The organism is Streptomyces sp. NPDC104371 (genome assembly GCF_055583785.1).
The window spans coordinates 673667-697647 of record NZ_JBVJNF010000003.1 but is presented as its reverse complement, the minus strand read 5'-3'; the positions used below and the strand labels follow the sequence as shown (position 1 = coordinate 697647).

The 23981-nt window shown below is 70.8% G+C and carries 21 protein-coding genes and 1 pseudogene; 10 read left to right on the top strand and 12 right to left on the bottom strand.

What is annotated here, in order from left to right:
• Positions 1-122: 122 nt before the first annotated feature.
• Positions 123-1646: a hypothetical protein gene (locus ACZ60T_RS13830; RefSeq protein ID WP_469666031.1), complete on the top strand. Its 1524-nt coding sequence runs from the start codon at positions 123-125 to the stop codon at positions 1644-1646.
• 67 nt (positions 1647-1713) lie between these two features.
• On the opposite strand, the gene ACZ60T_RS13825 is transcribed toward ACZ60T_RS13830, so the two are convergent.
• Positions 1714-3627: a hypothetical protein gene (locus tag ACZ60T_RS13825; protein WP_469666030.1), complete on the bottom strand. Its 1914-nt coding sequence runs from the start codon at positions 3625-3627 to the stop codon at positions 1714-1716.
• Between the two features lie 194 nt (positions 3628-3821).
• Between ACZ60T_RS13825 and ACZ60T_RS13820 the strand changes: the two genes are divergently transcribed.
• On the top strand, positions 3822-4268 hold the full coding sequence (locus ACZ60T_RS13820) for a PaaI family thioesterase (protein WP_469666029.1): 447 nt from the start codon (positions 3822-3824) through the stop codon (positions 4266-4268).
• A 64-nt stretch (positions 4269-4332) separates the two neighbouring features.
• On the top strand, positions 4333-5280 hold the full coding sequence (locus ACZ60T_RS13815) for an ornithine cyclodeaminase family protein (protein ID WP_469666027.1): 948 nt from the start codon (positions 4333-4335) through the stop codon (positions 5278-5280).
• A 13-nt stretch (positions 5281-5293) separates the two neighbouring features.
• On the opposite strand, the gene ACZ60T_RS13810 is transcribed toward ACZ60T_RS13815, so the two are convergent.
• From ACZ60T_RS13810 to ACZ60T_RS13795, 4 genes are all read right to left on the bottom strand, one after another.
• Positions 5294-6328 (bottom strand): alpha/beta hydrolase, encoded by a 1035-nt coding sequence (locus tag ACZ60T_RS13810; protein ID WP_469666026.1) that lies wholly within the window; start codon positions 6326-6328, stop codon positions 5294-5296.
• Positions 6329-6471: 143 nt separating this feature from the next.
• Complete coding sequence (locus ACZ60T_RS13805; protein ID WP_469666025.1) at positions 6472-7158, bottom strand: class I SAM-dependent methyltransferase; 687 nt, start codon at positions 7156-7158, stop codon at positions 6472-6474.
• A gap of 64 nt (positions 7159-7222) precedes the next feature.
• Positions 7223-7714, bottom strand: a complete 492-nt coding sequence (locus ACZ60T_RS13800; protein ID WP_469666024.1) for a universal stress protein — start codon at positions 7712-7714, stop codon at positions 7223-7225.
• A gap of 6 nt (positions 7715-7720) precedes the next feature.
• Positions 7721-8995: an SLC13 family permease gene (locus ACZ60T_RS13795; protein ID WP_469666023.1), complete on the bottom strand. Its 1275-nt coding sequence runs from the start codon at positions 8993-8995 to the stop codon at positions 7721-7723.
• 274 nt (positions 8996-9269) lie between these two features.
• Here ACZ60T_RS13795 and ACZ60T_RS13790 point away from each other — a divergent pair, with 274 nt between their 5' ends.
• The 4 genes from ACZ60T_RS13790 (at position 9270) to ACZ60T_RS13775 (ending at position 13296) form a co-directional block, all read left to right on the top strand.
• Complete coding sequence (locus tag ACZ60T_RS13790) at positions 9270-11093, top strand: ABC transporter ATP-binding protein (RefSeq protein ID WP_469666022.1); 1824 nt, start codon at positions 9270-9272, stop codon at positions 11091-11093.
• Between the two features lie 131 nt (positions 11094-11224).
• A complete protein-coding gene (locus tag ACZ60T_RS13785) occupies positions 11225-11416 on the top strand; it encodes a hypothetical protein (RefSeq protein WP_252426749.1) in 192 nt (63 codons plus the stop codon).
• Positions 11417-11419: 3 nt separating this feature from the next.
• On the top strand, positions 11420-12805 hold the full coding sequence (locus ACZ60T_RS13780; protein ID WP_469666021.1) for a thioredoxin domain-containing protein: 1386 nt from the start codon (positions 11420-11422) through the stop codon (positions 12803-12805).
• A gap of 143 nt (positions 12806-12948) precedes the next feature.
• Positions 12949-13296 (top strand): DUF1330 domain-containing protein, encoded by a 348-nt coding sequence (locus ACZ60T_RS13775; RefSeq protein WP_469666020.1) that lies wholly within the window; start codon positions 12949-12951, stop codon positions 13294-13296.
• A gap of 7 nt (positions 13297-13303) precedes the next feature.
• Here the strand turns inward: ACZ60T_RS13775 and ACZ60T_RS13770 are convergent, their stop codons facing one another.
• On the bottom strand, positions 13304-14731 hold the full coding sequence (locus ACZ60T_RS13770; RefSeq protein ID WP_469666019.1) for an amino acid permease: 1428 nt from the start codon (positions 14729-14731) through the stop codon (positions 13304-13306).
• 391 nt (positions 14732-15122) lie between these two features.
• Between ACZ60T_RS13770 and ACZ60T_RS13765 the strand changes: the two genes are divergently transcribed.
• The gene (locus tag ACZ60T_RS13765) at positions 15123-16385 is read left to right on the top strand and encodes a hypothetical protein (protein ID WP_469666018.1); all 1263 of its coding nucleotides are present in this window, start codon (positions 15123-15125) and stop codon (positions 16383-16385) included.
• Positions 16386-16473: 88 nt separating this feature from the next.
• Here the strand turns inward: ACZ60T_RS13765 and ACZ60T_RS13760 are convergent, their stop codons facing one another.
• Together ACZ60T_RS13760 and ACZ60T_RS13755 are read right to left on the bottom strand one after the other, a co-directional pair.
• The gene (locus tag ACZ60T_RS13760; RefSeq protein WP_469666017.1) at positions 16474-17721 is read right to left on the bottom strand and encodes an MFS transporter; all 1248 of its coding nucleotides are present in this window, start codon (positions 17719-17721) and stop codon (positions 16474-16476) included.
• A 70-nt stretch (positions 17722-17791) separates the two neighbouring features.
• Positions 17792-18550: a GntR family transcriptional regulator gene (locus tag ACZ60T_RS13755; protein WP_469666015.1), complete on the bottom strand. Its 759-nt coding sequence runs from the start codon at positions 18548-18550 to the stop codon at positions 17792-17794.
• Positions 18551-18802: 252 nt separating this feature from the next.
• Here ACZ60T_RS13755 and ACZ60T_RS13750 point away from each other — a divergent pair, with 252 nt between their 5' ends.
• Together ACZ60T_RS13750 and ACZ60T_RS13745 are read left to right on the top strand one after the other, a co-directional pair.
• The gene (locus tag ACZ60T_RS13750; protein WP_469666014.1) at positions 18803-19276 is read left to right on the top strand and encodes a carboxymuconolactone decarboxylase family protein; all 474 of its coding nucleotides are present in this window, start codon (positions 18803-18805) and stop codon (positions 19274-19276) included.
• A gap of 54 nt (positions 19277-19330) precedes the next feature.
• Positions 19331-20248: an RNA polymerase sigma-70 factor gene (locus ACZ60T_RS13745; RefSeq protein ID WP_469666013.1), complete on the top strand. Its 918-nt coding sequence runs from the start codon at positions 19331-19333 to the stop codon at positions 20246-20248.
• 9 nt (positions 20249-20257) lie between these two features.
• On the opposite strand, the gene ACZ60T_RS13740 is transcribed toward ACZ60T_RS13745, so the two are convergent.
• From ACZ60T_RS13740 to ACZ60T_RS13725, 4 genes and pseudogenes are all read right to left on the bottom strand, one after another.
• Positions 20258-20917, bottom strand: coding sequence for a lactate/malate family dehydrogenase (locus ACZ60T_RS13740; protein ID WP_469666012.1), 660 nt, complete (start codon positions 20915-20917; stop codon positions 20258-20260).
• A pseudogene (locus ACZ60T_RS13735) lies at positions 20914-21749 on the bottom strand (family 1 encapsulin nanocompartment shell protein). Before ACZ60T_RS13735 ends, ACZ60T_RS13740 begins: the two are co-directional and overlap by 4 nt.
• A 19-nt stretch (positions 21750-21768) precedes the next feature.
• Positions 21769-22827: a Dyp-type peroxidase gene (locus tag ACZ60T_RS13730; protein ID WP_469666011.1), complete on the bottom strand. Its 1059-nt coding sequence runs from the start codon at positions 22825-22827 to the stop codon at positions 21769-21771.
• A 217-nt stretch (positions 22828-23044) separates the two neighbouring features.
• Positions 23045-23647: a TlpA family protein disulfide reductase gene (locus tag ACZ60T_RS13725; RefSeq protein ID WP_469666010.1), complete on the bottom strand. Its 603-nt coding sequence runs from the start codon at positions 23645-23647 to the stop codon at positions 23045-23047.
• Positions 23648-23981: the final 334 nt, after the last annotated feature.

Sequence of the window (23981 nt, the reverse complement as noted above, 5' to 3'; positions counted from 1 at the left end):
CGGACCGGCTGCACTCTATGAGGGCAGGCCCTGCCCTGCGGCTACGGTGAGAACCGCACATTCGTTCAACGGCGCGTCGAAACCCTTGAGCGTCCCGGTCATCGTCCAGGCAGGATGCCCGTGTGAACCATGTCCTTCTCGGGCTCGCCGCCAACGCGGCTCTCCCCTCCGAACTGGTCGACCGTCTGATCGCGGTCGCCGACACCGACGTCGACATCGCCGACCGGCTGGCCGATCGCGCGGACCTCAGCCATGAGCAGGCGGTCGCGTTGGCCTCGCGTGCCGGGGAGTGCGCCGCGCGGCTTGCCCGCGAGGGACGGCTGACCGCCCTCGACATCGATCCGACGGCTCAACCGCACGCCGCGCTCGCGCTGTTGGACGAAGGTGCCGGTGACCCGGAGTGGGTGCGCCTGCTCGCGGCGGATCCTGTCGTCGAGCACCGCGAGAAGCTGGCCGCCTGCCCTGGTCTCCCGCCCGACGTGGTGCAGACGCTCGCCGCGGACACAGACGTACGGGTGGTCGCGGAACTCGCGCTGTGGGCCGCACCGGACGTGGCGGGCGGGCTCGCGGAACATCCGCACACTGAGGTCCGCCGCGCGGTGGCGGTCAATGAGGCCACGCCCCCGGCCGTGCTGGCGGCCCTGCTCACCGGCGAAGGGCTTCCTCCCGCGCGGCGCTGCCTCGTCTGCGACCGCGAGGAGACTCCGTTCGCGCACGATCCACACTGCCCGCGGCTCGACTGCGATCTGCCGCCGGGTGCCTCCTGCGACGGCTCCCATGAGTCCACCGTGCACGCGATCCGACACGCGGCGCTGCGGAACCCGGCGACGCCCGTCGAAGCCGTCGTCGGCTTCGCGGACCACCCTTCCACGTTGCTGCGCTGGGCCCTCGCCGCCCGCCCCGACCTGCCCCCGGAGGTCTACGGACAACTGGCCGCGGACCCCGTGCCCGGTGTCCGCGCCGACGTTGCCGAGAACCCCGCGATCGACGAGGCCCTGATCCGCGAGTTGGCCGGGGACCGTTCCTCCGATGTGCGACGCGGCCTCGCGCTCAACCCTCACATACCGCTCGACGTGCTCACCCGTCTCGCGACCACCACCAAGATCGGCACCGTGCTGGTGCCCAGGATCGCCTCCGCCTCCCCCACCGAGGTCGAGGCGCTGGCCCGCTCGGCGAACCCGGCCGCACGGATGCTCGTGGCCCAGCGTCGTGATCTGCCGTCCGACGTACGGGAGTTGCTGGCCCATGACCGCGACGCGAAGGTGGCGAAGTCCATCGCCTCGCACCCGGGCCTGTCCGCAGCGCGGTTGCGCGCCCTGGTCGACCGACACGGTGTGCGGGTGCTTGCCAGGGTGGCGGCCAATCCGGACGCGCCCCCGGCCCTGCTGGACGACCTGGCCCGGCACGAGCCGTCGGCGACGAGGGCGTTCCGTGAGATCGCCCGGCACCACCGTGCGACGGCCTCGGCGCTGGTCGCCTGTCTGGCGGACGAGCGGGCGAGGCCCGTCGCGGCCGGTCACCCGGCGCTTCCGCCTCCCGTCATCGTGGAACTCCTCGCTGACGGCGACCGGGAGGTGGTCGAGGCGGCAGCCGCCAATCCGTCGCTGCCGCCTGCCGTGATGTCGGATCTGCTGCGCGGGCGGTGAGTGCCCCGCCCGCGCCCGGCGTCCGCCTCGGTCGGCCGAGAGGTCGGCGCGGGGCGGGGCCGACCGGTCACACGGTCGTCAGGAGGTCATGGATCGTGCCGCGCTCTGGGCCGCTCGGGTCGAGCCCCGCGAGTCGGGTGTACAGCCGCTGCCAGGCCGCGTCGTCCGTCACCGGCAACCACGTTCGGACGAGTTCCGCGAGCTTGTCGACCGCCTCCGCGACCTGGGGCGGCGCGTCCGGCCGGTGGCGCGCCTCACCGAGGTAGCGCAGGACGCAGGGGCCGACCCCCGCGACCTGGATGAGGTCGTCGGCGCTGATCATCTCGGCGGTCAGCAGGTCTTCGAGTCGCCGGGTCGCCCGGTCCATGTGGGCGCCGTAGCCCAGTCCGGAGCGCAGGAGGCCCCGGGCCACCTCGGGGTGGTCGCCGTACGGGCGATGGCTGCGGAAGTCCACGTTGATCGCGTCGGCGTGCCGCGCGGCGACGTCCGGCGGGGTGGCCTTGCGGTTGATCATCTGCGGCCAGTGGTCGAACGGTTCGCGGGCGTGTTCGGCCTCCAGGAGGTCCCAGTCTGGCCGGGAGAAGATCCGCATCAGCCGGTCGGTGCGACTGACTCTCGAACCCACGCGACGGAGCCGTGACACGAGCTTGGGTGTCGTCAACTCCCGCTCCACTCGGGCCTCCAGAGCCGTCAGCGGGTCGGGCGCGGCCAGTGCCTTCTGGCAGATACGCACCACGCCGGGCGACACCCGGCCGGTGGCGAGCAAGGCCGAGAGCCGTGCCGGACCACCCTGCCTGAGCAGGTTCAGACAGCCGGTCAACTGTTCCGGCATCTTGAACTTCGGCTGGTGGCTGCTCGCGAACGCGGCCTCGATGAGTTCGGGTTCGATGGCGTGGAGGCAGTCGGGCAGGGCGCTCCACGAAATGCGGTCGACGAACGGTGCGAGCGGCACCGCGGGGTCGGTGACAGCCGCGACATGTTCCTCGGGGTAAATGCAGAAGTGCGCGCCCAGCACGGCGATATGGATGTCCGGGTCGCCGACCGTGAGCAGGCGCAAGGCGGTTCGCGGAGTGAGGTCGATGCCCTCGGCCACGGCCCGCAGAGCCTCTCGGTCATCGCTGCGCAGCAGATGTTCCAGGACTCCGCGTGGTGTGCCGTGCCGCATGGCCACGGTGTATTGGGCGAGCGCCAGGCGGGTACCGGCGGGCAGCACCGGTATGAGGACGTCGAGCGTGTCGGCGTCGCAGCGTCGTAGCACTTCGCCCGCCGGCCACCACCATTGCGCCCTGAAGAGTACGTCCCACACCTTCTTGGCCGTCAGATCCTTGGCGGGTACGAAGCGTTCGGGGTCAGCCGAGTCGACGTCCTGGGATCGCTTCACCAGATCCGGCCAGTCGAGGAGGGCCAGTGGGCCGTCGGCGTCGGGCGCGCAGATCTGGTCGACCACCGTGAGCAGCCGCAGCCAGGCATCGGTGTCCGCGCCGAGTGAGGCCTTGAGGTGGGCCCACAGCGCGCGTTCGAAGGCGCGGCGAAGACACCCGTGTTCGCACCTCTCGCGGACGGGCATCGTCCACCGTGCCGGGTACACGGCCAGGATCTCCGCCGGGGTGAGCGTCCCGTCGAGGTAGGCGGCCGACAGTTCCTCGCCCATCACGAGATTCAGTGACCAGCGAGGAACCAGCGTTCCTATCTCGTCGCGGAGCTGTCGCAGCAGCCGGTCACGATCGGCGGGAGCGGTGCGGCGCGGCGCGCGCGGGTCGTCGACCGGGTAGTCGCAGCGTCGCCATGCCTCGATCAGCCACTCGGGACAGCCGGTCCGGCGGGGCCAATGGGAGCGATGGGTACGTCCGAGGAATCCCACGGCCTTGTCGTCGCGGGGCAGCGGCGGTTCGACGCCGCCTTGCTCCACCGCGAGTTGTCGCAGCAGTTCGATGGCGGCGACCGCCGCGCGGTGCTCTTCCTCGAACGGTGCGCGGTCCATGACTTCCTTCACGGCGTTCTCCCCCTGCTGACCCATCCGGCGCGTTCCCGCCCAGTCTCCAAGATCGTCTCCCAGTCGGCCAATTGACGTGTCCGTCACTGCTTCCTGTTGCCACACGACGTACGGCCTGGCAGCATCCACACTTCACTGATCACGTGATGAAGTGATGTCTGATACAGAAGTGAGGCTGGAACGTGAACGACGCCCCGGACCTGGTCTTCGCCCGAAAGGTCTTGGCCGCCCAGCCCTTCAGCGTGCTGCTGGGTGCCCGACTGGTGTCCTTCGGTGACGGCGAGGCGACGCTGGAGCTGGACATCCGCGAGGAGCTGCGCCAGCAGTACGGATACGTCCACGGCGGCGTCCTCAGCTACGCCGCGGACAACGCACTGACCTTCGCCGCCGGTACGGCGACCGGGAGCAACCCCCTCACCGCCGGATTCACCATCGACTACCTGCGCCCGGCCACTGGCGAACTCCTGCGCGCCCAGGCCCGCGTGATCCGCGCCGGCCGCACGCGCGCGGTCTGCCGCTGCGAACTGACCACTGTCGACGGCGACGGCGTCGAGACCCTGTGCGCCGTCGCCCAGGGCGCCATCTCGTACCCGGACGCGTCGAACGGCGCCGAGCCCAGCGCGCGTTGACGGTCACCGCCCTCTCGGTGACGTCGACTCCACCCGCGGGAAGGCGGACTGGGAGCATGGGCGCATGACCCGAATCCTGACCCGCGGCGATCTGGAGGCGGTCCTCGACCCCGCGTCCTGCACCGCTGCCCTGGCAGAAGGCTTCCGCAGCGCCGGCCCCTGGTCGGCGACGGGACAGCGGATACGGACCGACCTGCCGTTCCCCGGCACAGCCACCGCGTTGATCCCCGGACTGCTGCCCGGCGTCAACGCGTACACGGTGAAGGTGAACGCCAAGTTCCCCGCGGCCCGGCCCGCGCTGCGCGGCGTGATCTGCCTCCACAGCGGTGACGACGGGGAACTCCTCGCCCTGCTGGACTCCGCGACCATCACCGCTTGGCGCACGGGGCTCGCGGCGGCCCTGGGCACCCATGTCGTCGCGAGGCCCGACCCGGGCGGGGACGCGGTACTCGGCGTGATCGGCGCGGGCGCGCAGGCCGAACTCATGGTCCGCGGGCTGCGTGGCATGCGGACCTTTCGCGAACTCGTCGTCCACGACACCGATCCGGCCCGGTCCGCCGCCTTCGTCGCCCGCCACGGCGGACGCGCCGTCGGTTCTCCCGCGGCTGTCGCCTCGGCCGCTGACGTCCTCCTGCTGGCGACGTGGTCACGCACACCGTTGCTGCACCTCGCGGACACCCGGCAGGGGCAGCACCTGACCTCGCTGGGCGCCGACGAGCCCGGCAAGCGGGAACTCGCCACGGACCTGCTCGCAGCCGCCTTCGTCGTGGTCGACGACCGCGAACTCGTCGGTTCCATGGGAGCGTTGGCATCCGCCGGGCTTCCGGCCACGGCCGCCGAGGCCACCCTGGGCGAGCTGCTTCTCGACGAGCACCCTGGCAGCGCCGACGCCACAGCACGGACCGTCTACGCCCCCGTCGGGCTTCCCTGGCAGGATCTCGCCCTGGCCTGGCTCGCCTATCGACGCGCCGGACAACGCGGCGTGGGAGAGCGGATCGATCTGCTCTCCTGAGGGGCGGATCGGATCAGGCCGGAACTCCGAGCGCCCGCAGCAGCGTCGGCAGCGACGCGTGCAACTCGCGCTCCCAGTAAGGCCATGCGTGGGTTCCGGAACCGTAGAAGTTCGTGGTGACGTGCTTCGCCCCGACGCGTGCGAGTTCTCCCGCGAGGGCCTGGTTCTGCCGGTTGAAGTCCGCTTCCAGGTCGCTCGTGGTGCCCGGCGCGTCGAACGGACCGGTGGTGCCGTCACCGCACGACAGGTACACCGGGATCGACTTGAGCCGCTTGGCCAGGTGGAAGGGGTCGTGCGCGGCCCAGATGTCGCGCTGGGCGACCGGGTCGCCCCAGACCCGGCGCGGGTCGTCGCCCTGCCCGGCGAAGTACCCCATGATCCGGTCCACCGACTCGTCGTTCAGCAGCGGGTGCACGGAACCGGAGTACGCGGCGGCGGCCTTGAACATCCCCGGATGCCGGGCGGCGTACAGCAGGGCGCCCTGACCACCCATGGACAGGCTGGCCACGACACGGTCGCTGCTCGCTCCCCAGTCGTGTTCGAGGAGGTGGCGCAACTCCTCGGTGTGGAAGGTCTCCCACGCGGGGTCGCCGCCCTGGCCGTAGTTCCACCAGTCGCTGTACCAGCCGTTCCAGCCCGCCTCCGGCATGACCACGAGTACATCGCGCAGACTGTCCGTCCGGGCCACGTCCGTCCGGCTGGTCCATGATGTGTAGTCACCGCAGCAGCCGTGCAACAGCCAGAGGGTGGGCCAGTGTTGACGCCGGTCTGCCGGGTTCCAGCCGTCGGGGGTGAGCAGGCGGACCTTCACCGTGCGCCCGCCCAGGGCCGCCGACCGCACCGACAGGTCGACCTGCCGCTCGGCGACCCGCGTGACCCCGACGACCTCGGCGCCCCGAGCCGATGAGCCACGTCCGGCCGTCTGCCCGACCGGATGCCCGCCCGATGACACCGTGGCGGCGAGCGCCGACGGGGCGGACGACAGGGTGAGCAGCAACGCGGCGAGGAGGAGCAGGAGTCGGGGGCGACGGTACGAGGCGGCGATCATACGGCTCCTTGCGGTCGCGGGCGGTCGGACGGGACGTGCGCGAGCGACCGGTGGGGGGATCGGTCCGGCCGGTCGCAGCGAGACTGCTCCGATCGCATCGAGAGGTCAAGACCGCCGTCGCGGGGTCTCCACTGCCGCCGTACTCAAGCAGACGGACCCGGCGCCGCGCTGAAGGACTCTGGCTCCTGGGGAAGCTCGGCGGTGCCGAGGATGTGGGTGGCGGCCGGGAGCGGGATGCGGGTCTCGGGGAAGGCGAACGTCTCCACCTGAGTGAGGGTGAATCCGGCCGCGGCGATGGCGGTTCGGGTGTCGCGGCCGGTGCGGCAGCCACCGGCCAGCAGCGGCCAGAGGGTCGCGTCGACCGCGCGCTGGACGCGGCGCATCCCTGGTGTGTCCGCTCGGACGTGCTCGAAGAAGCGCAGTCGGCCGCCGGGCCGCAGGACGCGGCGGATCTCGGCGAGCGCCGCCCGCTGGTCGGCCACGGAGCACAGGGTGAGACAGGCCACGGCGATGTCGAACGAGGCGCCGGGGACGGGGAGTTGCTCGGCGCGGCCGTCGACGACCTGTACCTCGACGGGAGCCGTACGGGCCGCCTGTCGCGCGAGGCCCCGCAGCCGCGGCTCCGGTTCGACGGCCAGGACCTGTCGTACCTCGGGCGGGTAGTGCGGGAAGTTGAGTCCGTTGCCCGCGCCGATCTCCAGGACCTGGCCGGAGAGTCCGGTCAGCAGCCGTCTGCGGTATCGCGTGATGCCCGCCTTCTCCAGGCCGGGCCCCACCACGTTGGCGTAGTAGCGGGCGAACAGGGGGTGGCGGACGGTCTGTTGGGGCATGACGGGCACCGGCTTCCTCTCCGACACGGAGTCCGACGACGTGCGGTGTGGCGGCGATGATGGGCTAGCGGTGGTGAGGAGGGGGTGGGGGAATGGTACTCACGCTGGGCGCCGGTTCGGGCCAGACGAGGAGCACCGGGCAGGGTGCGTGGTCGACGATGAAGCGGCTGGCCGGTCCCAGGCTGTGCGGTCCGAGATGGCCGCGGTCGCCGTCGCGGGCGAGGATCAGCAGATCGGCGTCCACCGCGGCGTCCACCACTTCGTGTTCGACGCGGCCGGTGCGCTTCATCCGGGTGCACGGGCGGTCCAGTCGCTCCGCCGCGGCGGCCAGCAGGTGCTCGGCGGAGGCGTCGGCCAGGTGTTCAAGACGGGTACCGGGGTCACGCTCGGGGCTCGCGCGGCCGAGCAGCCCGGCGTAGGCGCCGTGCGCCACACCCGGCGCTTCGGGGCCGGTGACATGCAGCAGCGCGATCTCGGCGCCTTCGGGCGCCCAGACACGGGCGGCGTCGACGCAGGCCGGCCAGGTGCCCTCGACGATCCAGGCGATGACGGACATGGCTGATCAACCTCCCCAGACGGTCAGCGCCCCCCACAGTGCCACCACCGCGGCCACCAGGGTGACAGGCACGGCGAGCAGGCCGAGGCGGGTGAACTCGCCCAGGTTCACCTCCGCCTCGTGCGCGCGGACGATCCGCCGCCACAGCAGGGTGGCCAGCGATCCCGCGTAGGTGAGGTTGGGGCCGATGTTCACCCCGAGCAGGACGGCGAGCACCGGGCCGGGCCCCGCCGGGGCGGTCAGCGGGAGCAGGACCAGGACGGCGGGCAGGTTGTTGATGAGGTTGGCCAGCACGGCGGCCAGCACGGCGAGCGCCAGCAGAGCGGGCAGGGCGGTGCCGCCCGGGATCAGATGCCCGAGCCCGGCCGCGAGGCCGTTGTCGACCACCGCGCGCACCACGACGCCCAGCGCCAGGACGAAGGCGAGGAACGGCAGGGCCGCCGCGCGCACGATACGGGTGGGCGTGGTGCGGCGCTGGGTCAGGGCGCGGGCGGCGAGCACGGCCGCGCCCGCCGCTGCCGCCCAGGCGGGGTTGACGCCGAAGGCGGAGGTCAGGACGAACCCGGCCAGCGTGCACGCCACCGTGGCCAGCGCGAACACCGGCACCTCGGGGGACTCGGCGGGCGCCGGAGCCTGGGCGCCCGCGTCGAGGTCGGTGGCGAAGAACCGCCGGAAGACGAGGTATTCGGCGCCGATCGCCACCAGCCAGGGCAGCGCCATCAGCGCGGCGAAGCGGGTGAAGCTCAGTCCACTGGCGGCGAAGGCCAGCAGGTTGGTCAGGTTCGAGACCGGCAGCAGCAGTGAGGCGGTGTTCGACAGATGGGTGCAGGCGTACACATGAGGCCTGGGGCGGGCGCCGATCCGGGCGGCGGTGGCGAAGACGACCGGAGTGAGCAGCACGATCGTGGCGTCGAGGCTCAGTACGGCGGTGGTCACCGACGCGATGGCGAAGACGTACACCAACAGCCGGTGCGGCCGCGCCGCCGCGGCGCGGGCCATCCAGGCCCCACAAGCGGTGAACAGCCCCTCGTCGTCGCAGAGCTGGGCCAGGACGAGGACGGCCGCGAGGAAGCCGATCACCGGCCCCAGCCGGACCGCCTCCTCGCGGGCATGGCCCAGCGAGATCGCCCCGGTGACGATCACCAGCCCGGCGGCCGGGACGGCGACCACCGCCTCCGGCCACCCCCACGGCCGCATCACCGCACAGGCCAGGACCACCACCAGGAGACCGACCGACAAGGCCTCCGCAACGGACGTGTTCAGAACCTGCTCCTCGTACATGGTGACAACGGCGACCTCTCATCGAAGCAGACCACCGCCCCGTCCACGCGAGCGGCATGCCCGGTCACCGTGTTCGGCACCGGGGTAACCGCACATCAGCGCGCAGGATGACGTATTCCGTCTTACGGGGGAGGGCGCCCTCCCGCGACGACACAGTGGTCCAAGGTCAGTTGCCGACTGTGGCGTGGCCGTTCGGGGCAGTGATGGTGATATGCACCCGTTGGTACCAAAGCCGCCCATGGTTTGGACGGCGGGGCTGGAAAGGTGGCCGATGATGGCTGAACGGCGTAAGCGCGATCTGTTGCACTCCGCGGTCTTCGCCGTCCGTCTCGCCTGGCTCGCCGATCGGCGGGCCCTGGTCCATGTGATCGTGGTGCAGGTCCTCTCGGCGCTGGTCATGGCCGGGGCGCTGGTGCTGACGCAGCAGGTGTTCGGGGCGGTACTGGCCCGCGGTCCCGCGGCGGCGGGGCGGTCGCCCGTGCTGGTGCCCGCCGTGATCGCCGCGCTGGTGGTGGGCGCCGCGGTCGGCGCCCTGCGGCTGTCCGGGACGGCGCGCATGGCGGTGCTGACCGTGAAGGTGGACCGGCTGGTCGCGGGCATGGTCCTGGAGGCCGCGGTGGCGGCCGAGTTGCCCCGCTTCGAGGAGCCGGACTTCCACGACCGGCTCCAGCGGGCGGTGTTCGCCTCGCGCCGCCAGCCCGCCCTGGCCGTGATCCTTCTCGTCACCGCCTTCCAGGCCGCCCTGACCGTGCTCGCGGTGGGCGGCGCGTTCGTCCTCATGGCCTGGTGGCTGCTCCCGCTCGTGCTGCTCAGCGCCGTCCCCGCGATCAGGGCGGCGGGCAACGAACGCAGCGCCCACCACGACATGCACCACGGCCTGTCGGAGAACCGGCGGCTGCGCGAGTACCTCGAACGTCTCCTCACCGGCCGGGACGAGGCCAAGGAGATCCGGGCCCTGGACCTCGGAGAGGTCCTGACCGGGCGGTGGCAGGAGCAGTACGCCCACGAAGTCCGCGCCACCGAGGCGCTGATGAGGACACACGCCCGGCACCGGATGGTCGCCCAGGCCACCGGCGGTGTGGTCATCTGCGTACTGGTGGGCAGCCTGTGGTGGCTCGCCACCAGCGACCTGCTGCCCCTGTCCACCGCCGGAGCGGCCGTCGCGGGGGTGTGGCTGCTCTCGGTACGCCTCAACACCTTCGCGGGCATGCTCGGCGGCATCGGCGAGAACCTGCTCCGGCTCACCGACTTGGAGACGTTCATCGCGCCGACGTCCGTCGCCGTCCAGGTCCCGCGTCAGAGGCGAGAGTTGACATACGGTCAACTACCTTGCGAACCGGTCGCCCTGCGTGCCGAACGGCTGACCTTCACCTACCCCGGAGCCGACGTCCCGGCCGTGCACGAGGTCAGCCTCGACCTCCGACCGGGCCACGTGGTCGCCCTGGTGGGAGTGAACGGCTCGGGCAAGACGACGCTCGCCCACCTCCTGGCCGGGCTCTACCCGCCCGACAGCGGCCACTTGCTGTGCGACGGGGCCCCGGTGACCGACCTGACCGCCCACCGCGAGCGAACCGCCGTGGTCTTCCAGGACTTCACCCGCTACAAGCTCCCGGCGCTCGACAACATCGCCTTCGGCCGCCCCCACACCCCCGACGATCTCGAACGCGTACAGGAAGCGGCCCGGCAGGCCGGGGCGTTGGACTTCCTGAAGGAACTCCCGGACAGCCTGCACACCCCTCTGGGCAAGGAGTTCACCGGCGGCGCCGACCTGTCCGGCGGACAGTGGCAACGCCTGGCCCTGGCCCGCGCGTTCTACCGCGACGCGCCCCTCGTCATCCTCGACGAGCCCACCGCGGCCCTCGACGCCCACGCCGAGGACCAGCTCTTCACCCATCTGCGGCGCCTGTTCACCGGCCGCACGGTGGTGCTGATCTCCCACCGCCTGCGCAGCGTCCGGCACGCCGACCGCATCTACGTCCTGGAGACGGGCCGCGTCGTCGAGCAGGGCAGCCACGAGGACCTGCTGCGCACGGGCGGCGCCTACGCGACGCTCTTCCGCGCCCAGGCCCGCGCGTACCAGAACACGGGCACCTCCTGACCCACCGGTCCCGGCTCTCACCACTACGGGACCACGGATTCGCACACCCATCTCCGGCGCCACACCTGTGAGTTACGCCCCTCTGGACACCGCGCAGAGTGTCCCCTCATGCTGGATTTATGGTCACTTACATGGAAGAGACACGCTCTCTTACACCAGACGCCGAAACAGTCGCCGAAATCGAAGAGATCTTCACCGACACCTTCACGGCCCCGACCGCCTGTCGGGTCCAGGGTGAAGGCTGCACCGGGTCCGTCGGCTGCTGCCCCGGCCTCGTGTGTGTGTCCACCAACGGCTTCAGCGGCTTCTGCCAGCAGCCGTAGCCGATGCTGATGCCAGGGGTGGTCGTGGCGGAGCTGGGCAGCAGTGCGGTCCTGCTGGACACCAGTAGTCCCACTGCGGCCTATCTCAGCCCGACCGCCCTTGGTTGGCTTCAGGGCCGACCACCCGTCGCCGAACACCGCGATCAGCATGCCCACTGCTTCACCCAGTGGCGCTCCGCCGGTCTCGTCGCGTCGGACGGCACCCCCAACCCCCTTGTCGGACATGACGACTTGGCGGTGCGGGCAGCCGAGTGCGCCACGCTCGTACGGCACCCGGTGCTCGTGGTGGCGATGTCCGACGCCTGCGGCTTCTGCACGCAGCTCACCGCGGACCTCGCGGCCAACTCCCGCTGTCTGGCCGGGCTGGACGCCTCCGTGCTCCTCGTGGACGCCGACGGCACCCGTCGACTCGGCCGTCCCCTGGCCGAATCGACCCACCAGAGCCTGACCCGACTCGGCCGGGAAGCCGCGCCCCGTGGCACTCCCACGGCCGTACTCCTGGCCCCCGGCCGACCGGCCACTATCCTCACGGGCTTCGCCGAGGTCAGCCACGCCCTGATCACGCTCAGCGGCGCCGACCCCCGGGCCACCACCGTGGAAGCGCCCACGAGTTGCTCGGTGAAGATCGCGGCCCAGCCCGTCGACGCGGTCCTCACCGCCCGCGTCAGCGGTACCTATGGCACCCGTGACGCCCATGGCGCCCATGGCACCCGTCTGGGCATCGCGGTACGCGGCCACGAGGCACGCCGGATCGTCGAGGACGTCACCGGAGGCGTCCGTGAGGACGGCTATACGCCCGTCACCCTCACCGTCGAACGCCCCGACACGTTCTACCTCCTCTTCCGCGGCGGCGAACTCCTCACCCGGGCCCGCACCGCCGCCGATCTGCGCCAGGCCCTCGACGCCGTCCTCACCGGCTACGCCCACTACGGGTCCGTGGAGCCGGGCGAGATCCCCCTGCTGTGCGGGGCCGCCGTACGCGACGACGAGCACGCCGTGCTCTTCCCCCGTACCTGGATGTCCGACCTCGTCAAGCGCTCCCGGCAGTTGGAGCGGACCGGCTGGCGGCTGCGCCCCGAGCCGTACACCGTGCTGCGGCCCGCCTCCGACACCCCCACCCTCCATCTGCCCGACCCGGACCGCCCCGGACAACCGGGCCCGGCCGTCACCGCCGTACTGACCCAGACACCCGAGTCCGGCGGCCCGCCCACGCGACCCCGGCTCCTCGCGTCCCTCGTCAACTGGATCGCCCGCCCCGCCGCCACCGACGCCGTCCACACCCTGGCGGCCTCCCTGCACCACCTGCCCGTACACGTCGGCACCTGGGAGGAGGCCCTCGCCCATCTGACCGGGGCCGCCGACGCCACTGCGGGCAAGCGAGGGAAGTGAGGCGGAAGAGCCGGATACGTCTCCGGTCAGCCATTACCCCTCTGGTCATCGACTCCGTCCGCGCCTCTATGTCACGATCACCGGCATAGGGAGATCGGCCGACCAGGCCGCTCAGAAGGACGAGAAGGACAGAGAGGGACACCATGGCCGCCTACGTCATAGCCCACCTCCAGGAAGCCGCCCCGCACCCGGAGATCGCCGAGTACATGGAGCGCATCACCGGCACCTTCGAGCCGTACGGCGGCCGGTTCCTCGTGCACGCGACACAGCACGAGGTGAAGGAGGGGAGCTGGCCCGGCCATCTCGTCATGATCGGCTTCCCGGGGATCGCGGAGGCTCGGGCCTGGTGGGACTCCCCCGCGTATCAGGAGATCGCGCCGCTGCGCTCGCGGCACATCGACGGCGACATCATCTTGATCGAAGGCGTCCCCGAGGGCTACGACCCGAACGGCGCCGCACGGGCGGTGCGCGAGGGCGTGCCTGCCGAGTAGTCCGCCGTCACTCCGTCACGTCAGCGTTGTTCACGTCAGCGTGGTCCGGCTGACTCTGCCTCCGGGCCGCCATGACCGCGTAGACGATGACGCCCACGAACAGGAACAGCACGCCCTGGTACACCGCCGCGTACCCGGCGCCCGCGACGAGCCAGATCGAGAAGCCGGCCGCGACCGCCGTGACCGTGGCGTCCCGCGCCAGCCGTGCCCGGTCGACCCGCTCGCGCCGCCCCGAGACGAGGTGGAAGATCTGTGCGGCCGTGGCCAGCAGATACGGCACCGTCGCCGTGAACGTGGTGACCAGGACCAGCATCTCGAAGACCTTGGCCGAGCCCGATGTGTAGTTGTAGACGGTGAGCAGCGAGGCGAGGACGACAGTGACGGCCACGCCGACGGTCGGAACGCCGCGCCTGCGGCGGGCGAAGGCCTTGGGGAAGAGGCCGTCCTGGGCCGCGGCGTACGGGGTCTGGGCGCTCAGCAGCGTCCAGCCGTTCAGGCAGCCGACCATCGACACGAGCGCGGCGAGCGCGACGGCCCAGCCGCCCCAGGTGCCGCCGAACATGGCGTTCACGGCGTCCGAGAAGGGCGCGGTGGAGGTCACGAGCCGGTCGTGCGCGACCGAGCCGAAGACGGACAGCGTGCCCAGCAGATAGACGAGCGCCGCGCCCGCGGTGCCGATGACCGTGGCGCGCCCCACGTTGCGCCGGGGGTTCTTCACCTCGCCCGCGCTGACGGAGGCGGACTCGACCCCGAGGTAGGAGAAGAGCAGGAGCGCGGCGGAGGCGGAGACCGCGCCGATGGTGCTGCCGCCGCTCGCCCGGAAGGGTCCGAGGTTGTCCGGGTCGAAGAAGAACAGTCCGCCGATCGCGACGAGCAGGAGCGGTACGAACTTCAGGACGGTGGAGACGAGCTGCACGGCGCCCACGTAGCGGGTGCCCGCGAAGTTCGCGAGGGCCGGGAGCCATTGCAGGGTGAGGGCCGCGAGGCAGGCGGTCCAGCGGTGGTGGTTCACCGGGATCAGCACGTCGAGGTAGCCGACGGCCGCGACGGCGAGCGCCGCGTTGGAGACCCAGGTGGTGATCCAGTACGCCCAGGCGGCGAGGAAGCCCGCGAAGTCACCGAAGGCGCCGCGGGCGTAGACGTAGGGTCCGCCGGTGCGCGGGTCGCGCTGGGCGAGCCGCCCGAAGACCAGGGCGAGGGCGATGGCGCCGACGGTCAGCAGACCGAAGGAGAGCAGGCTTACCGTGCCGTACGGGGCGACGGAGGCGGGGAGCAGGAAGATGCCGCCGCCGATGATGTTGCCCATGACCAGCGCGGTGGCGACGGGCAGGCCGAAGCGGCGGGCGTGTCTGCCGGATTCCTCGGTGGCGGGGGAGGCCGCGGGGTTCTCCCGCGAGGCCGGAGCCGATGGCCGGGCGGTTCCGGTGTGGTGCATGGGGTGGTGCGCCTCTCTGCCTGCTGGTGCCCCGGACCACCGGGACGGATCCCATGGTCCGGCATGGCCCGATGTCTCTCCAAATCGTCCGATTTCGTCCTGCGTGAACCGGCCGGATACCGCAAAGATTGCGCCGCGGCGGGCTCCGGGCCGGGAATCGTCCAGTACGGCCGGGTTCGGGTCCACATACCGGGAGGAGCTTCGAAGGAAGCGAGGAAGCGGTGAAGGCCGTCCCAGGCGGCACAACCGTTCCACGACTCGGCGCGTCGCACACGGGGAGAGCGCAGTTCCCTGTCCGTACGCCGTCCCGATACGCCGTCCGATACGCCGTCCCGTTGCCGCCGCCTCACGCACGGTGAGGCGGGGGTGACCCGAAGACACCTGGATGCCGATGACCGCCGACCGTACAGCCGCCACCCGTATACCCGCCGTACACGCCTTACCCGCCCGCAGCGCAGCCGCCGGAACGCTCGGCGCTCTTGCCCTGCTGGCCCTGTGCACCGTCCCCGCCGTCGCCGACGGCTCCTCCGACTCCGGACTCGCCCTGGGCCCGATCGCGGCGATCGACGGAGCCAAGCCCGGCAGCAGCCTCGAACTGCCGGTCACCTTCATGAACAAGGGCAGCGCGCCGCTCGACCGGGTGTGGCTGACGTACTCGGTCACCCGTGGGCTCAGCCACACGGAGCTGCCGTCCAACTGCCTGCGCTACGAGATCCCCGCCTTCGACGAGGCCCCGAGCCGCTCGCTCGCCTCGTGCGCGTTCACTCAGTCCGTGAAGCCCGGCACGGTCTACGCGCCCGGCAGGCAGCTCACCCTCAAGGCGCTCGACCGGGCGCTCTACGACGACGTGCGCGTGACCGTCTCCAAGGACGACGAGGTTCCCGAAGGCGCCTCCGATCCGGTGCGGGGTACCGCGCCCGCCGTGGAGCTGGTCGAGCGGCCCGCCGACTCGCCGCCTGCCGACGCGTACGACGAGGACGCCGTCAACGTGTCCGTCACCGCGACGAACACGGCGGACTTCGGGGTGACGGGCAGCCGCGTGACGGGCAAGGTGGGCGACAAGGTCGACCTGCGCGTCTCCTACCGCAACGACGGCCCGGCCTGGGTCCTGCGGCCTCTGGGAACGTCGGTGACCCATGTCCTCATCACGCTTCCCGAGGGCACGACCGCCACGAAGGTGGACGGCTTCTGCACCCCCGCCAAGGCGGGCGGCTACGACTGCGGCACCAGCCAGTCCTTCGTGAACGAGGGCGCGGGCGACACGTACACCTTCCAGCTCAGGATCGACAAGGCCGTCACGGACGCCAAGGGCTCGGTCCGACTCGGGGGCGACGCCCGGCCGTTCGACACCAACGAGGCGAACGACAAGGCGGACATCGTCCTCAGCGCGACGGGCGCCTCCGCGTCCCCGACACCGGGCGCCCCCACGCCGTCCTCCTCCCCCACCGCGTCCGACTCACCCTCCCCCACGGGCGGCACGGCGGATGTGACGCCGCCCGCGGGCACCGGTAACGACAACGGACCGCTCGGCGGCAGCCTGGCCTCCACCGGGTCCTCGTCGGCCCTCCCGATCGCAGCGACGGCGATCGCGGCGGTGGCGGTGGGCACGGGCGCGGTCGTCCTCGTACGACGCCGCGGGGCGAAGAGGTCCTGACTGCACGGCCGCGCGGAGCTGTCACTGGCCACGGAATTGCCCAGCGTCCGCGCGGCCGTCGCGGAGAAGCCGTGGGCCTTGCGAGCGTCTACGACGGTGCGCTTGTGGGGCATGTACGCGAAGTACGCAACGGGGAAAGGAAGTTCGGGAGGAAGCTCAGCGTCATCCCGACCGCGCCGACCCACAGGGTGACCGTCGCTCCGCACACCGAACCCGCGACTCCCCCGAGCACTCCGCCCAACGGAAGGCCGCCCCAGGACACGAATCGGGCTGTCGCACTCATCCGGCCCAGGAACCCATCGGGGGTGAGGGCCTGTTGGAAGCTCGACTGAGCCACCACGCGGACAACTCCACCCGCGGACAGCGCCGCGAGTCCGACCGCCGCGACGTACACACTCCAACCGGGTCGCGCCAACGGCATCAAGGCCGTCAGTGGACAAGTGACCAGTGGGGCAAGCCAGATGACCCGGCCCTGTCCGAACCGACGGGAGACCCTGACCGCCACCAGCGCACCCAGCAGGGCGCCGCACCCCATTCCCGACAGAACGAGCCCGATCCCGAAGGAGCCGAGGCCGATCTCCCTCTCCAGGAAGACCAGCAGCATGGCCTGATACAGGATCAGGAAGAGGTTGAATATCGCATCCCCCAGGATGGTCGCGCGCAGGACGGGATGCCCGAGGACGAACCTCAGTCCTTCCTTGATGTCCCGACGCAAGTCAGGACGCTCACCGCGCTGCGGCTTCGCCTCGGGCTTACGGATACTGATCGCGAGCAGGCCCGAGACAGCCATCCCTAGCGAACTCACCACCAGCGTCGCGGGCGCCCCGACCCACCCGACCAGCGGGCCCGCCACCGTCGGCCCGCCGATACTGGTCACCGAACGTACCGCGGAGAGCTTCGAGTTGCCTTCGACCAGATGGTGGCGTCCCACCAAGTGCGGCAGATAGCTGACGTACGCGACGTCGAAGAAGACGGTCAGCACCCCATGGACCAGTGCCACGGCACAGAGCCACCAGATCGTCAGAAGGCCCAGCGACCAGGCCGCCGGAATCGTCAACAGGACCAGTGCCCTGGCGAGATCCGTACTGATCATCACCGAGCGCTTCCGCATGCGGTCGACCCACGCGCCCGCCGGTAGACCGACCAGCAGCGAGCCCGCCGTGGTCATCGCCGTCAGCAGTCCGACCTGGAGTTCGTCGGCACGTAAGGCCAGGATCGCCACCAGGGGAAACGCCAAGAAGAGTACCCGGTCGCCGAGTTGGCCGAGGGCGGTGGCGGTGAACAAGCGCCCGAAGTCCGGATCGCGGAGGAGCCCGAAGCGGGAGGGTGTGGACATGCGCGATCCCTACTGTCAGTCGTGAAGTGTCGCTGTACCGGCCGATGTGTCGCTGTTCCGGCGTCACCGGCTACGGCTGGTCGACCGCGAACTCGTAGGCGACTTCCCGGCGGACATCGGGAATGACGATGTCGGCGGTCTCCACCGGTCGCCCGCCCGTGTCGTAGATGGTCCGTTCGATCTGGAGCACCAGGTCCCCGGCGCTGATCCCCAGGAGGTTCGCCTGTTCCCGGGTGGCACGGGCCGGGCGCGGCAGTTCGACCACGGTGTCGATCCGCACGCCGATGGCACGCATACGCTCGACCACCCCCTTGCCCGCGAGGGGACCCGCCTCGGGCAGGACGATCGGTGTTCCGTCCGTGATGGCCATCGGCTCCCAGGATCGGGAGAGTTGGACGGGCTGTCCGTCGGCGAGGAACTCGTAGTGTGTGTGGACGCAGAGGTCTCCGGGGCTGATGGCGAGCCGCTCAGCGATGGCCGGCGGGGCGGGGACGCGCGCCTGGCTGTGCGCATCCCAGGAGCCCGCTCTGCCCCGTTCCCGCATACCGCCGAGGCACAGGGGCCCGCCCCGGCGTTCGGGGTGCCGCGAGCGGACCATGCGCACACGTTCACGCGGCATGCGGACGTAGGTTCCCGAGCCCGCGCGTCCTTCGAGGAGGCCCTTGAGGATCAGATGGTCCACGGCCTTCTGCGTGACGTTGCGCCCGACCCCGTACTCCTGCGCGAGCCGCGCCCTGGACGGCAGACGCTGCCCGACCTCCCACTCTCCGGCGAGGATCCGCGCGTACAACTTGTCGGCTATGGCAAGGTACTTCGCCTCTCGGGGCATACGTATCTCTCCGGTCGCTGTGCTGCGCGGCAGCGGCTTGTTCCAGGCGGCATCGGCAAGCTACTGGACGCGCCGAAAGCTACTGGAGCAGAAATACGCTCGGTGTCCGGACGGCGCGGGTGTGAACTCCTCGCGATGGACGACGACCGGCGCGGGTAGCCGTGAGAGGCACGTCACATCGCGTCATGTCACAGGCGGCCGAGCTATCTCGTCTCAGGGGTGTAGCCACGGACGACCACGGAGGAGCACATCATGGACGCGCGACTGAACTACTTCGCCGACCCTGCCACCGGCAAGGTCCTCAAGCACTTCATGACGACGGGCAACACCATCAAGGAACTGCCGCTCCCGGCCGCGACGCAGGAGTTGGTGGCGCTGCGCGTGAGTCAGATCAACGGCTGTGCCTTCTGCATCGACATGCACACCAAGGACGCCGCCGCTGCCGGGGAGACCTCGGTTCGGCTGAACCTGGTCGCGGCCTGGCGGGAGGCCACGGTCTTCACCGATGCCGAGCGGGCCGCGCTGGCGCTGGCCGAGGAGGGGACCCGGGTCGCGGACGCGGCCACCGGGGTCAGTGACGAGGTGTGGGCGAACGCCGCCAAGCACTACGACGAGGAGCAGCTCACCGCCCTGGTGATGATGGTCTCCTTCATGAACGCGGTGAACCGGCTGAACATCATCACCCAGCAGCCGGCGGGCTCGTACGTGGCCGGACAGTTCCACTGACCGCCACCGGCATCGGCATCGGCATCGGCATCGACTAGGGGGAAGGGATTCCGCGTGAGCAAGGTCGAGGAGTTCGAGGAGCTGCGACCGCTGCTGTTCTCGATCGCCTATCGCATCCTGGGCAGTGTGGGCGAGGCCGAGGACGCGGTGCAGGAGACATGGTTGCGCTTCGACGGCTCCTCGACCCGGCCCACGTCGGCCAAGTCGTTCCTGTCCGCCACGGTGACACGGATCGCGATCGACGTACTGCGTTCCGCGCGGGCACGGCGCGAGGAGTACGTGGGCCCGTGGTTCCCCGAGCCACTGCTGAGCGATCCGTATCAAGATCCGGCACGGGCTGTGGAGTTGGCCGACTCGGTGTCGATGGCGGCACTGCTGCTGTTGGAGCGGCTCAGCCCACTGGAGCGGGCCGTGTTCGTCCTGCGCGAGGTGTTCGCCTTCGGGTTCGACGAGGTGGCCACGGCGGTGGGGCGCTCGGAGTCGGCGTGCCGGCAGTTGCTGGTACGGGCGCGGCAGCACATGCGGGACGGCCGCCCGCGGTTCACGGCGGACCGGCAGCGACGGCAGGAGCTTGCGACGCGGTTCTTCGACGCGCTGAAGGACGGCGACACGGCCGCGCTACGGGAACTGCTTGCCGCCGATGTGCAGTTGGTCGGGGACGGCGGAGGGAAGGCGCCGCAGTGGGCCAAGCCCGTCGTGGGTGCGGAGAACGTGGCCCGACTGCTGGGCACGGTCTTCCCGTTGATGCGTCAGATCCGGGTGACATTCGAGCCGCACGAGGTCAACGGCCAGCCCGGAGCGGTCTTCCGCGACCGGGACGGCAAGGTGCTTCACACGATGGCCCTCGACATGCTCGACGGGCGGATCCAGACCGTTCGCGCGGTGATCAACCCCGACAAGCTCGGCCACATCGGGCCGGTCGCCGACGCCTGGGCCGTCGACCGGGAGGTGAAGGAGGCCCGTCGGGCGTAGAGCCGCCTCTCAGGCTGTACCGGCAGTGAGTGCGCGTTCGGTGGCCTCGCGGAGGACCCGGACGCTCTCGTCCAGCGCCTGGTGTTCCTCGGGTGTCATGGCGGGGAGGTGCATCTGTCGGACCCCGCCCGCTCCGAGGACGCTGACCAGCGACAGTGTGACCTGGTGGTTGGAGGAGTGGGCGGCGACGGGCAGCACCGCGCGTTCGTCGCGCAGGACCGCCTCGACCAGCCGGGCGGAGACGGCGCCGATGCCGTACTGACTCGCGCCGGTGCCTTCGATGATCGTGATGTTGGCGTAGCGGATGTCCTTCTCGATCTCCGCGCGTATCTCGTCCAGCGGTCGGCCGTTCCGGCTCAGCAAGTCGACCGCGTCGATCAGGGTGCCGGTCGAGAACACCCGGTCTTGTCCGACGAGTTGGCGGGTGAGGTCGGCCAACGGGTCCGGTGGATCGGTGACCACCATGAGCACCGCCCGCGGGGCGACCGCGACGCGTACGTCGACCGTGAGGGACAGCGGGGTGGCGTAACGCAGGTCGGCGGCGACGCCGTCGGCGCGGGCGGTGTCGCGGTCGATCAGCACGATCTCCCGGCAGGATCCCCCGCGTTCGACCAAGGACAGGGCGGTGGCCGATCCGACGGCGCCCACCCCTACGATGCCGACCTTCATGTCTCCGCCTCCAACGGTTCCAACTGCTCGGCGGACCACGGCGGTTCCATCTCCAGGGGCACGACGGCCTCGCTGGTGTGCACGAGGAAGGTCAGCGTCTCCTGGAAGTACAGCCGGATGCTGTGCTCGTCGTGCGACAGGTATCCGATGGACACGTCCTGGCCGAGGTGCAGCGCGAAGTCGCCGCCCCGCCGTGACAGCAGGAAGGCGCCGTCTATGGCAGGTGCCCAGACGATGTCACCGTCGAGCACGCGCGCGATGTGATTGATGATCGGGTAGCCGTAGTCGGACGTCTCACTGACGGCGGTGTACGCCTCGGCGCTCAACGCCAGGGCGTACGGGCCGCCGACACCGGCGAGCCGCAGCACGGTCAAGGCCTTGCTGACGGCGTCCGGGTAGGCGCTCACCTCGGTCGGCAGGGTCAGCGCCGGGTTGGACGAACTCTCCCGCAGACCGACGATGTGCGCGGCGGCGTACCCCTCGAAGACCGCGCGGTCCTCGGCGATGGCGAGCTTCCGGGCGGCGTCCTTGACCGGCCGCCAGTCCGCGTCCTTCGCGCCGCGAGCGACGTCGTCCACCTGCTGCCGGTCGACGGTGAACGGCACCCGCAGTTCGACCAGCGGCTGGAACCGGCGCAGCCGACCCTCGACCCCGTCGGCCGGTACCTCCACGCCCTGAAGGTGCCCGCTGCCCACCCCGGCCAGATCGAGTCCGCCCGTCGCGGGCATGTCCACGATGCGACGTGCCGCGTGAACGTACGCCGTGCCTCGTCCTCCAGGTCGGCCCAGGCGGCGGCGGAGACGGGTGCAAGTTCCCGGTGCAGGTTGTCCATCGCGGGTGCTCGCCTTCTGTCACTTCCTCAGGTCGCCGATGCCCAGGGAGCCGTCCGCGGCCGTGAGCCGGGCCGGTGCCGCCCTGTCCTCGTCCTCCTCGCTCTCCCCGCTCTCCTCGCTCTCGCCACTCGCCTCGTCGGGGAGGTCGTCGAGGAAGTCGCTGGTGGGCGCGTAGAACAGCGAGCCCGTCACGGGGGTGGAGAAGTCCAGGATCCGGTCGTGGGAGGCGGGCGGAGCGCCCAGGAACATGCGCTCCAGCATGCGTTCCGTGACGGCCGGGGTGCGGGCATGGCCGATGAAGTACGTACCGAACTCGCCCTGCCCGATGGTGCCGAAGGGCATGTTGTCGCGCAGGATCTCGTGCTTCGTCCCGTCCGGGTCCTCGATCGTGGTCAGTGCCACGTGGGAGTCGGCCGGCTTGACGTCGTCGTCGAGTTCGACGTCGGACAGCTTCCTGCGTCCGATCGCCCTCTCCTGCGCCTCGACGGGAAGGGCGTTCCACGCCTCGAGATCGTGCAGGTACTTCTGCACGATCACATAGCTGCCTCCGCTGAACTCGGCGTCCTCGTCACCGATCAACACCGCCGCGCTCGCCGCGGGCCCCGTCGGGTTCTCGGTGCCGTCCACGAATCCGAGCAGGTCACGCATGTCGAAGTAGGTGAACCCGTGCACCTCGTCGCGGACGGTGACGGCGCCTCGGAGCCGGTCCATGATCTCGCCGCCCAGGGCAAAGCAGAGGTCGGGGCGCGCCGCGCGGATGTGGAAGAGCAGATCGCCGGGTGTCGAGACCGCCCGGTGCCGGTCTCCGGCCAGCTCGCGGAAGGGATGCAGGTCGGCGGGGCGGGGCCCGGCGAAGAGCCGGTCCCATACCTCCGAGCCGATGCCCACGACGGCGCTCAGCCTCCCCTCGGGCGTCGCGCGGAAGCCCACGGCCCGCTGGAGCCCGTTGAGGTCCGCCAGGAGCTGCCGTACGACCGGTTCGCCACCCTGGTCGACGGTCACGACGAGGAAGATCGCCGCGCGCGTCAGCGGGGACAGCACCGGCTGCGGTACCGGCTCCTGGGCGTGTGCGCACATGCGAGGCACCCCTTCCGGCCGTGGCGGACGGGCACGGTACGACGAGGAGTACGGCCCCCTACGACGGGGGGATACGACGTACTGCCAGGAGGCCCCGCGGGGCGTCTCCTCGTTCACCGTATGCCGCGGACCCGGCACTCGCCACCGCTTGGCGTCCCGTCGACGGGACGGCTACCGGCGTTCGGTCGCGCACCGGGAAATGGCGCGCACCAGGCGCCTACTTGTCCGCGTTGTCCGCGAGCACCGCGTCGATCATCTTGCGCAGACGTTCCTCGGACAGCCCCTGCAACGAGCGGGCCGCGATCTTCCCGTCCTGGTCGAGCACGATCGTGGAGGGCAGTGTCTGCGGGTTCAGGGTCCCCTTGGGGAATCCGGCGAGGACCAGCTTCCCGGTGGGGTCGTACAGGCTCGGGTAGTCCACGTGGAAGTCCTTCTCGAAGGCGACGGCCTGGGTGCGGCTCGCCTCGCGCGTGTTGATGCCGACGAACTCCACGCCCTTGCCCTTGACCTCCTTGGCGACCTTCACGAAGTTCGGGATCTCGGCACGGCACGGGACGCACCACGAGCCCCATACGTTCATCACGACGACCTTGCCCCGGAGTTCGGCGACGTCGAGTCGCTTCCCGTCGAGGGTCTCGCCCTTCATGGCTCCGGCCGCTTGCCGATCGGCCTTGCGGACCGTGGAGATGCCGTCGGCGTCGGTCACGTAGTGCGCCCGGTCGCCCCCGGCCCCACTCTTGTCGCAGCCGGTCAGGGACAGGGCAACCGCGGTGACCAGGACTGCCGGCAGGGGGAGGTGAAGGGCTCGGCCGAGATGCATGCGCGCAGTTTCGCATGGCCCGCGCCCCGCCCGTTCACCGCCTCCTGACCATGGAATGGCTCAGTTCAAGCCATCTCGGCCACCGCTCAACCACGGGGCTTCGGCCAGCAGTTCAAGAATCCTTTCTGCGAACTCCGGCCCAGGTCAGAGGCGCTCTCGCACCGGTCGCCCCGCCGCCGTGACGCCCGCTCGGGCTGTCCGGATCACGCTCCCCTCCCCCGCCGATTGTCAGTGGTGTGCAGGAGGGTCGTCCTCAACCCGCTTCCCTCACCGAGGAGATCCCATGAAGACCGTGCTCGCCCTCACCGCCCCTCGGCCCGCGTTCGAGAACCCT

Excerpts from the sequence above, each read along its gene's own strand:
- ACZ60T_RS13825 (WP_469666030.1), bottom strand. The coding sequence starts at position 3,627 with ATGGACCGCGCACCGTTCGAGGAAGAGCACCGCGCGGCGGTCGCCGCC.
- ACZ60T_RS13815 (WP_469666027.1), top strand. The coding sequence starts at position 4,333 with ATGACCCGAATCCTGACCCGCGGCGATCTGGAGGCGGTCCTCGACCCC.
- ACZ60T_RS13810 (WP_469666026.1), bottom strand. The coding sequence starts at position 6,328 with ATGATCGCCGCCTCGTACCGTCGCCCCCGACTCCTGCTCCTCCTCGCC.
- ACZ60T_RS13805 (WP_469666025.1), bottom strand. The coding sequence starts at position 7,158 with ATGCCCCAACAGACCGTCCGCCACCCCCTGTTCGCCCGCTACTACGCC.
- ACZ60T_RS13800 (WP_469666024.1), bottom strand. The coding sequence starts at position 7,714 with ATGTCCGTCATCGCCTGGATCGTCGAGGGCACCTGGCCGGCCTGCGTC.
- ACZ60T_RS13795 (WP_469666023.1), bottom strand. The coding sequence starts at position 8,995 with ATGTACGAGGAGCAGGTTCTGAACACGTCCGTTGCGGAGGCCTTGTCG.
- ACZ60T_RS13790 (WP_469666022.1), top strand. The coding sequence starts at position 9,270 with ATGGCTGAACGGCGTAAGCGCGATCTGTTGCACTCCGCGGTCTTCGCC.
- ACZ60T_RS13785 (WP_252426749.1), top strand. The coding sequence starts at position 11,225 with ATGGAAGAGACACGCTCTCTTACACCAGACGCCGAAACAGTCGCCGAA.
- ACZ60T_RS13780 (WP_469666021.1), top strand. The coding sequence starts at position 11,420 with ATGCTGATGCCAGGGGTGGTCGTGGCGGAGCTGGGCAGCAGTGCGGTC.
- ACZ60T_RS13775 (WP_469666020.1), top strand. The coding sequence starts at position 12,949 with ATGGCCGCCTACGTCATAGCCCACCTCCAGGAAGCCGCCCCGCACCCG.
- ACZ60T_RS13770 (WP_469666019.1), bottom strand. The coding sequence starts at position 14,731 with ATGCACCACACCGGAACCGCCCGGCCATCGGCTCCGGCCTCGCGGGAG.
- ACZ60T_RS13765 (WP_469666018.1), top strand. The coding sequence starts at position 15,123 with ATGACCGCCGACCGTACAGCCGCCACCCGTATACCCGCCGTACACGCC.
- ACZ60T_RS13760 (WP_469666017.1), bottom strand. The coding sequence starts at position 17,721 with ATGTCCACACCCTCCCGCTTCGGGCTCCTCCGCGATCCGGACTTCGGG.
- ACZ60T_RS13755 (WP_469666015.1), bottom strand. The coding sequence starts at position 18,550 with ATGCCCCGAGAGGCGAAGTACCTTGCCATAGCCGACAAGTTGTACGCG.
- ACZ60T_RS13750 (WP_469666014.1), top strand. The coding sequence starts at position 18,803 with ATGGACGCGCGACTGAACTACTTCGCCGACCCTGCCACCGGCAAGGTC.
- ACZ60T_RS13740 (WP_469666012.1), bottom strand. The coding sequence starts at position 20,917 with ATGAAGGTCGGCATCGTAGGGGTGGGCGCCGTCGGATCGGCCACCGCC.
- ACZ60T_RS13730 (WP_469666011.1), bottom strand. The coding sequence starts at position 22,827 with ATGTGCGCACACGCCCAGGAGCCGGTACCGCAGCCGGTGCTGTCCCCG.
- ACZ60T_RS13725 (WP_469666010.1), bottom strand. The coding sequence starts at position 23,647 with ATGCATCTCGGCCGAGCCCTTCACCTCCCCCTGCCGGCAGTCCTGGTC.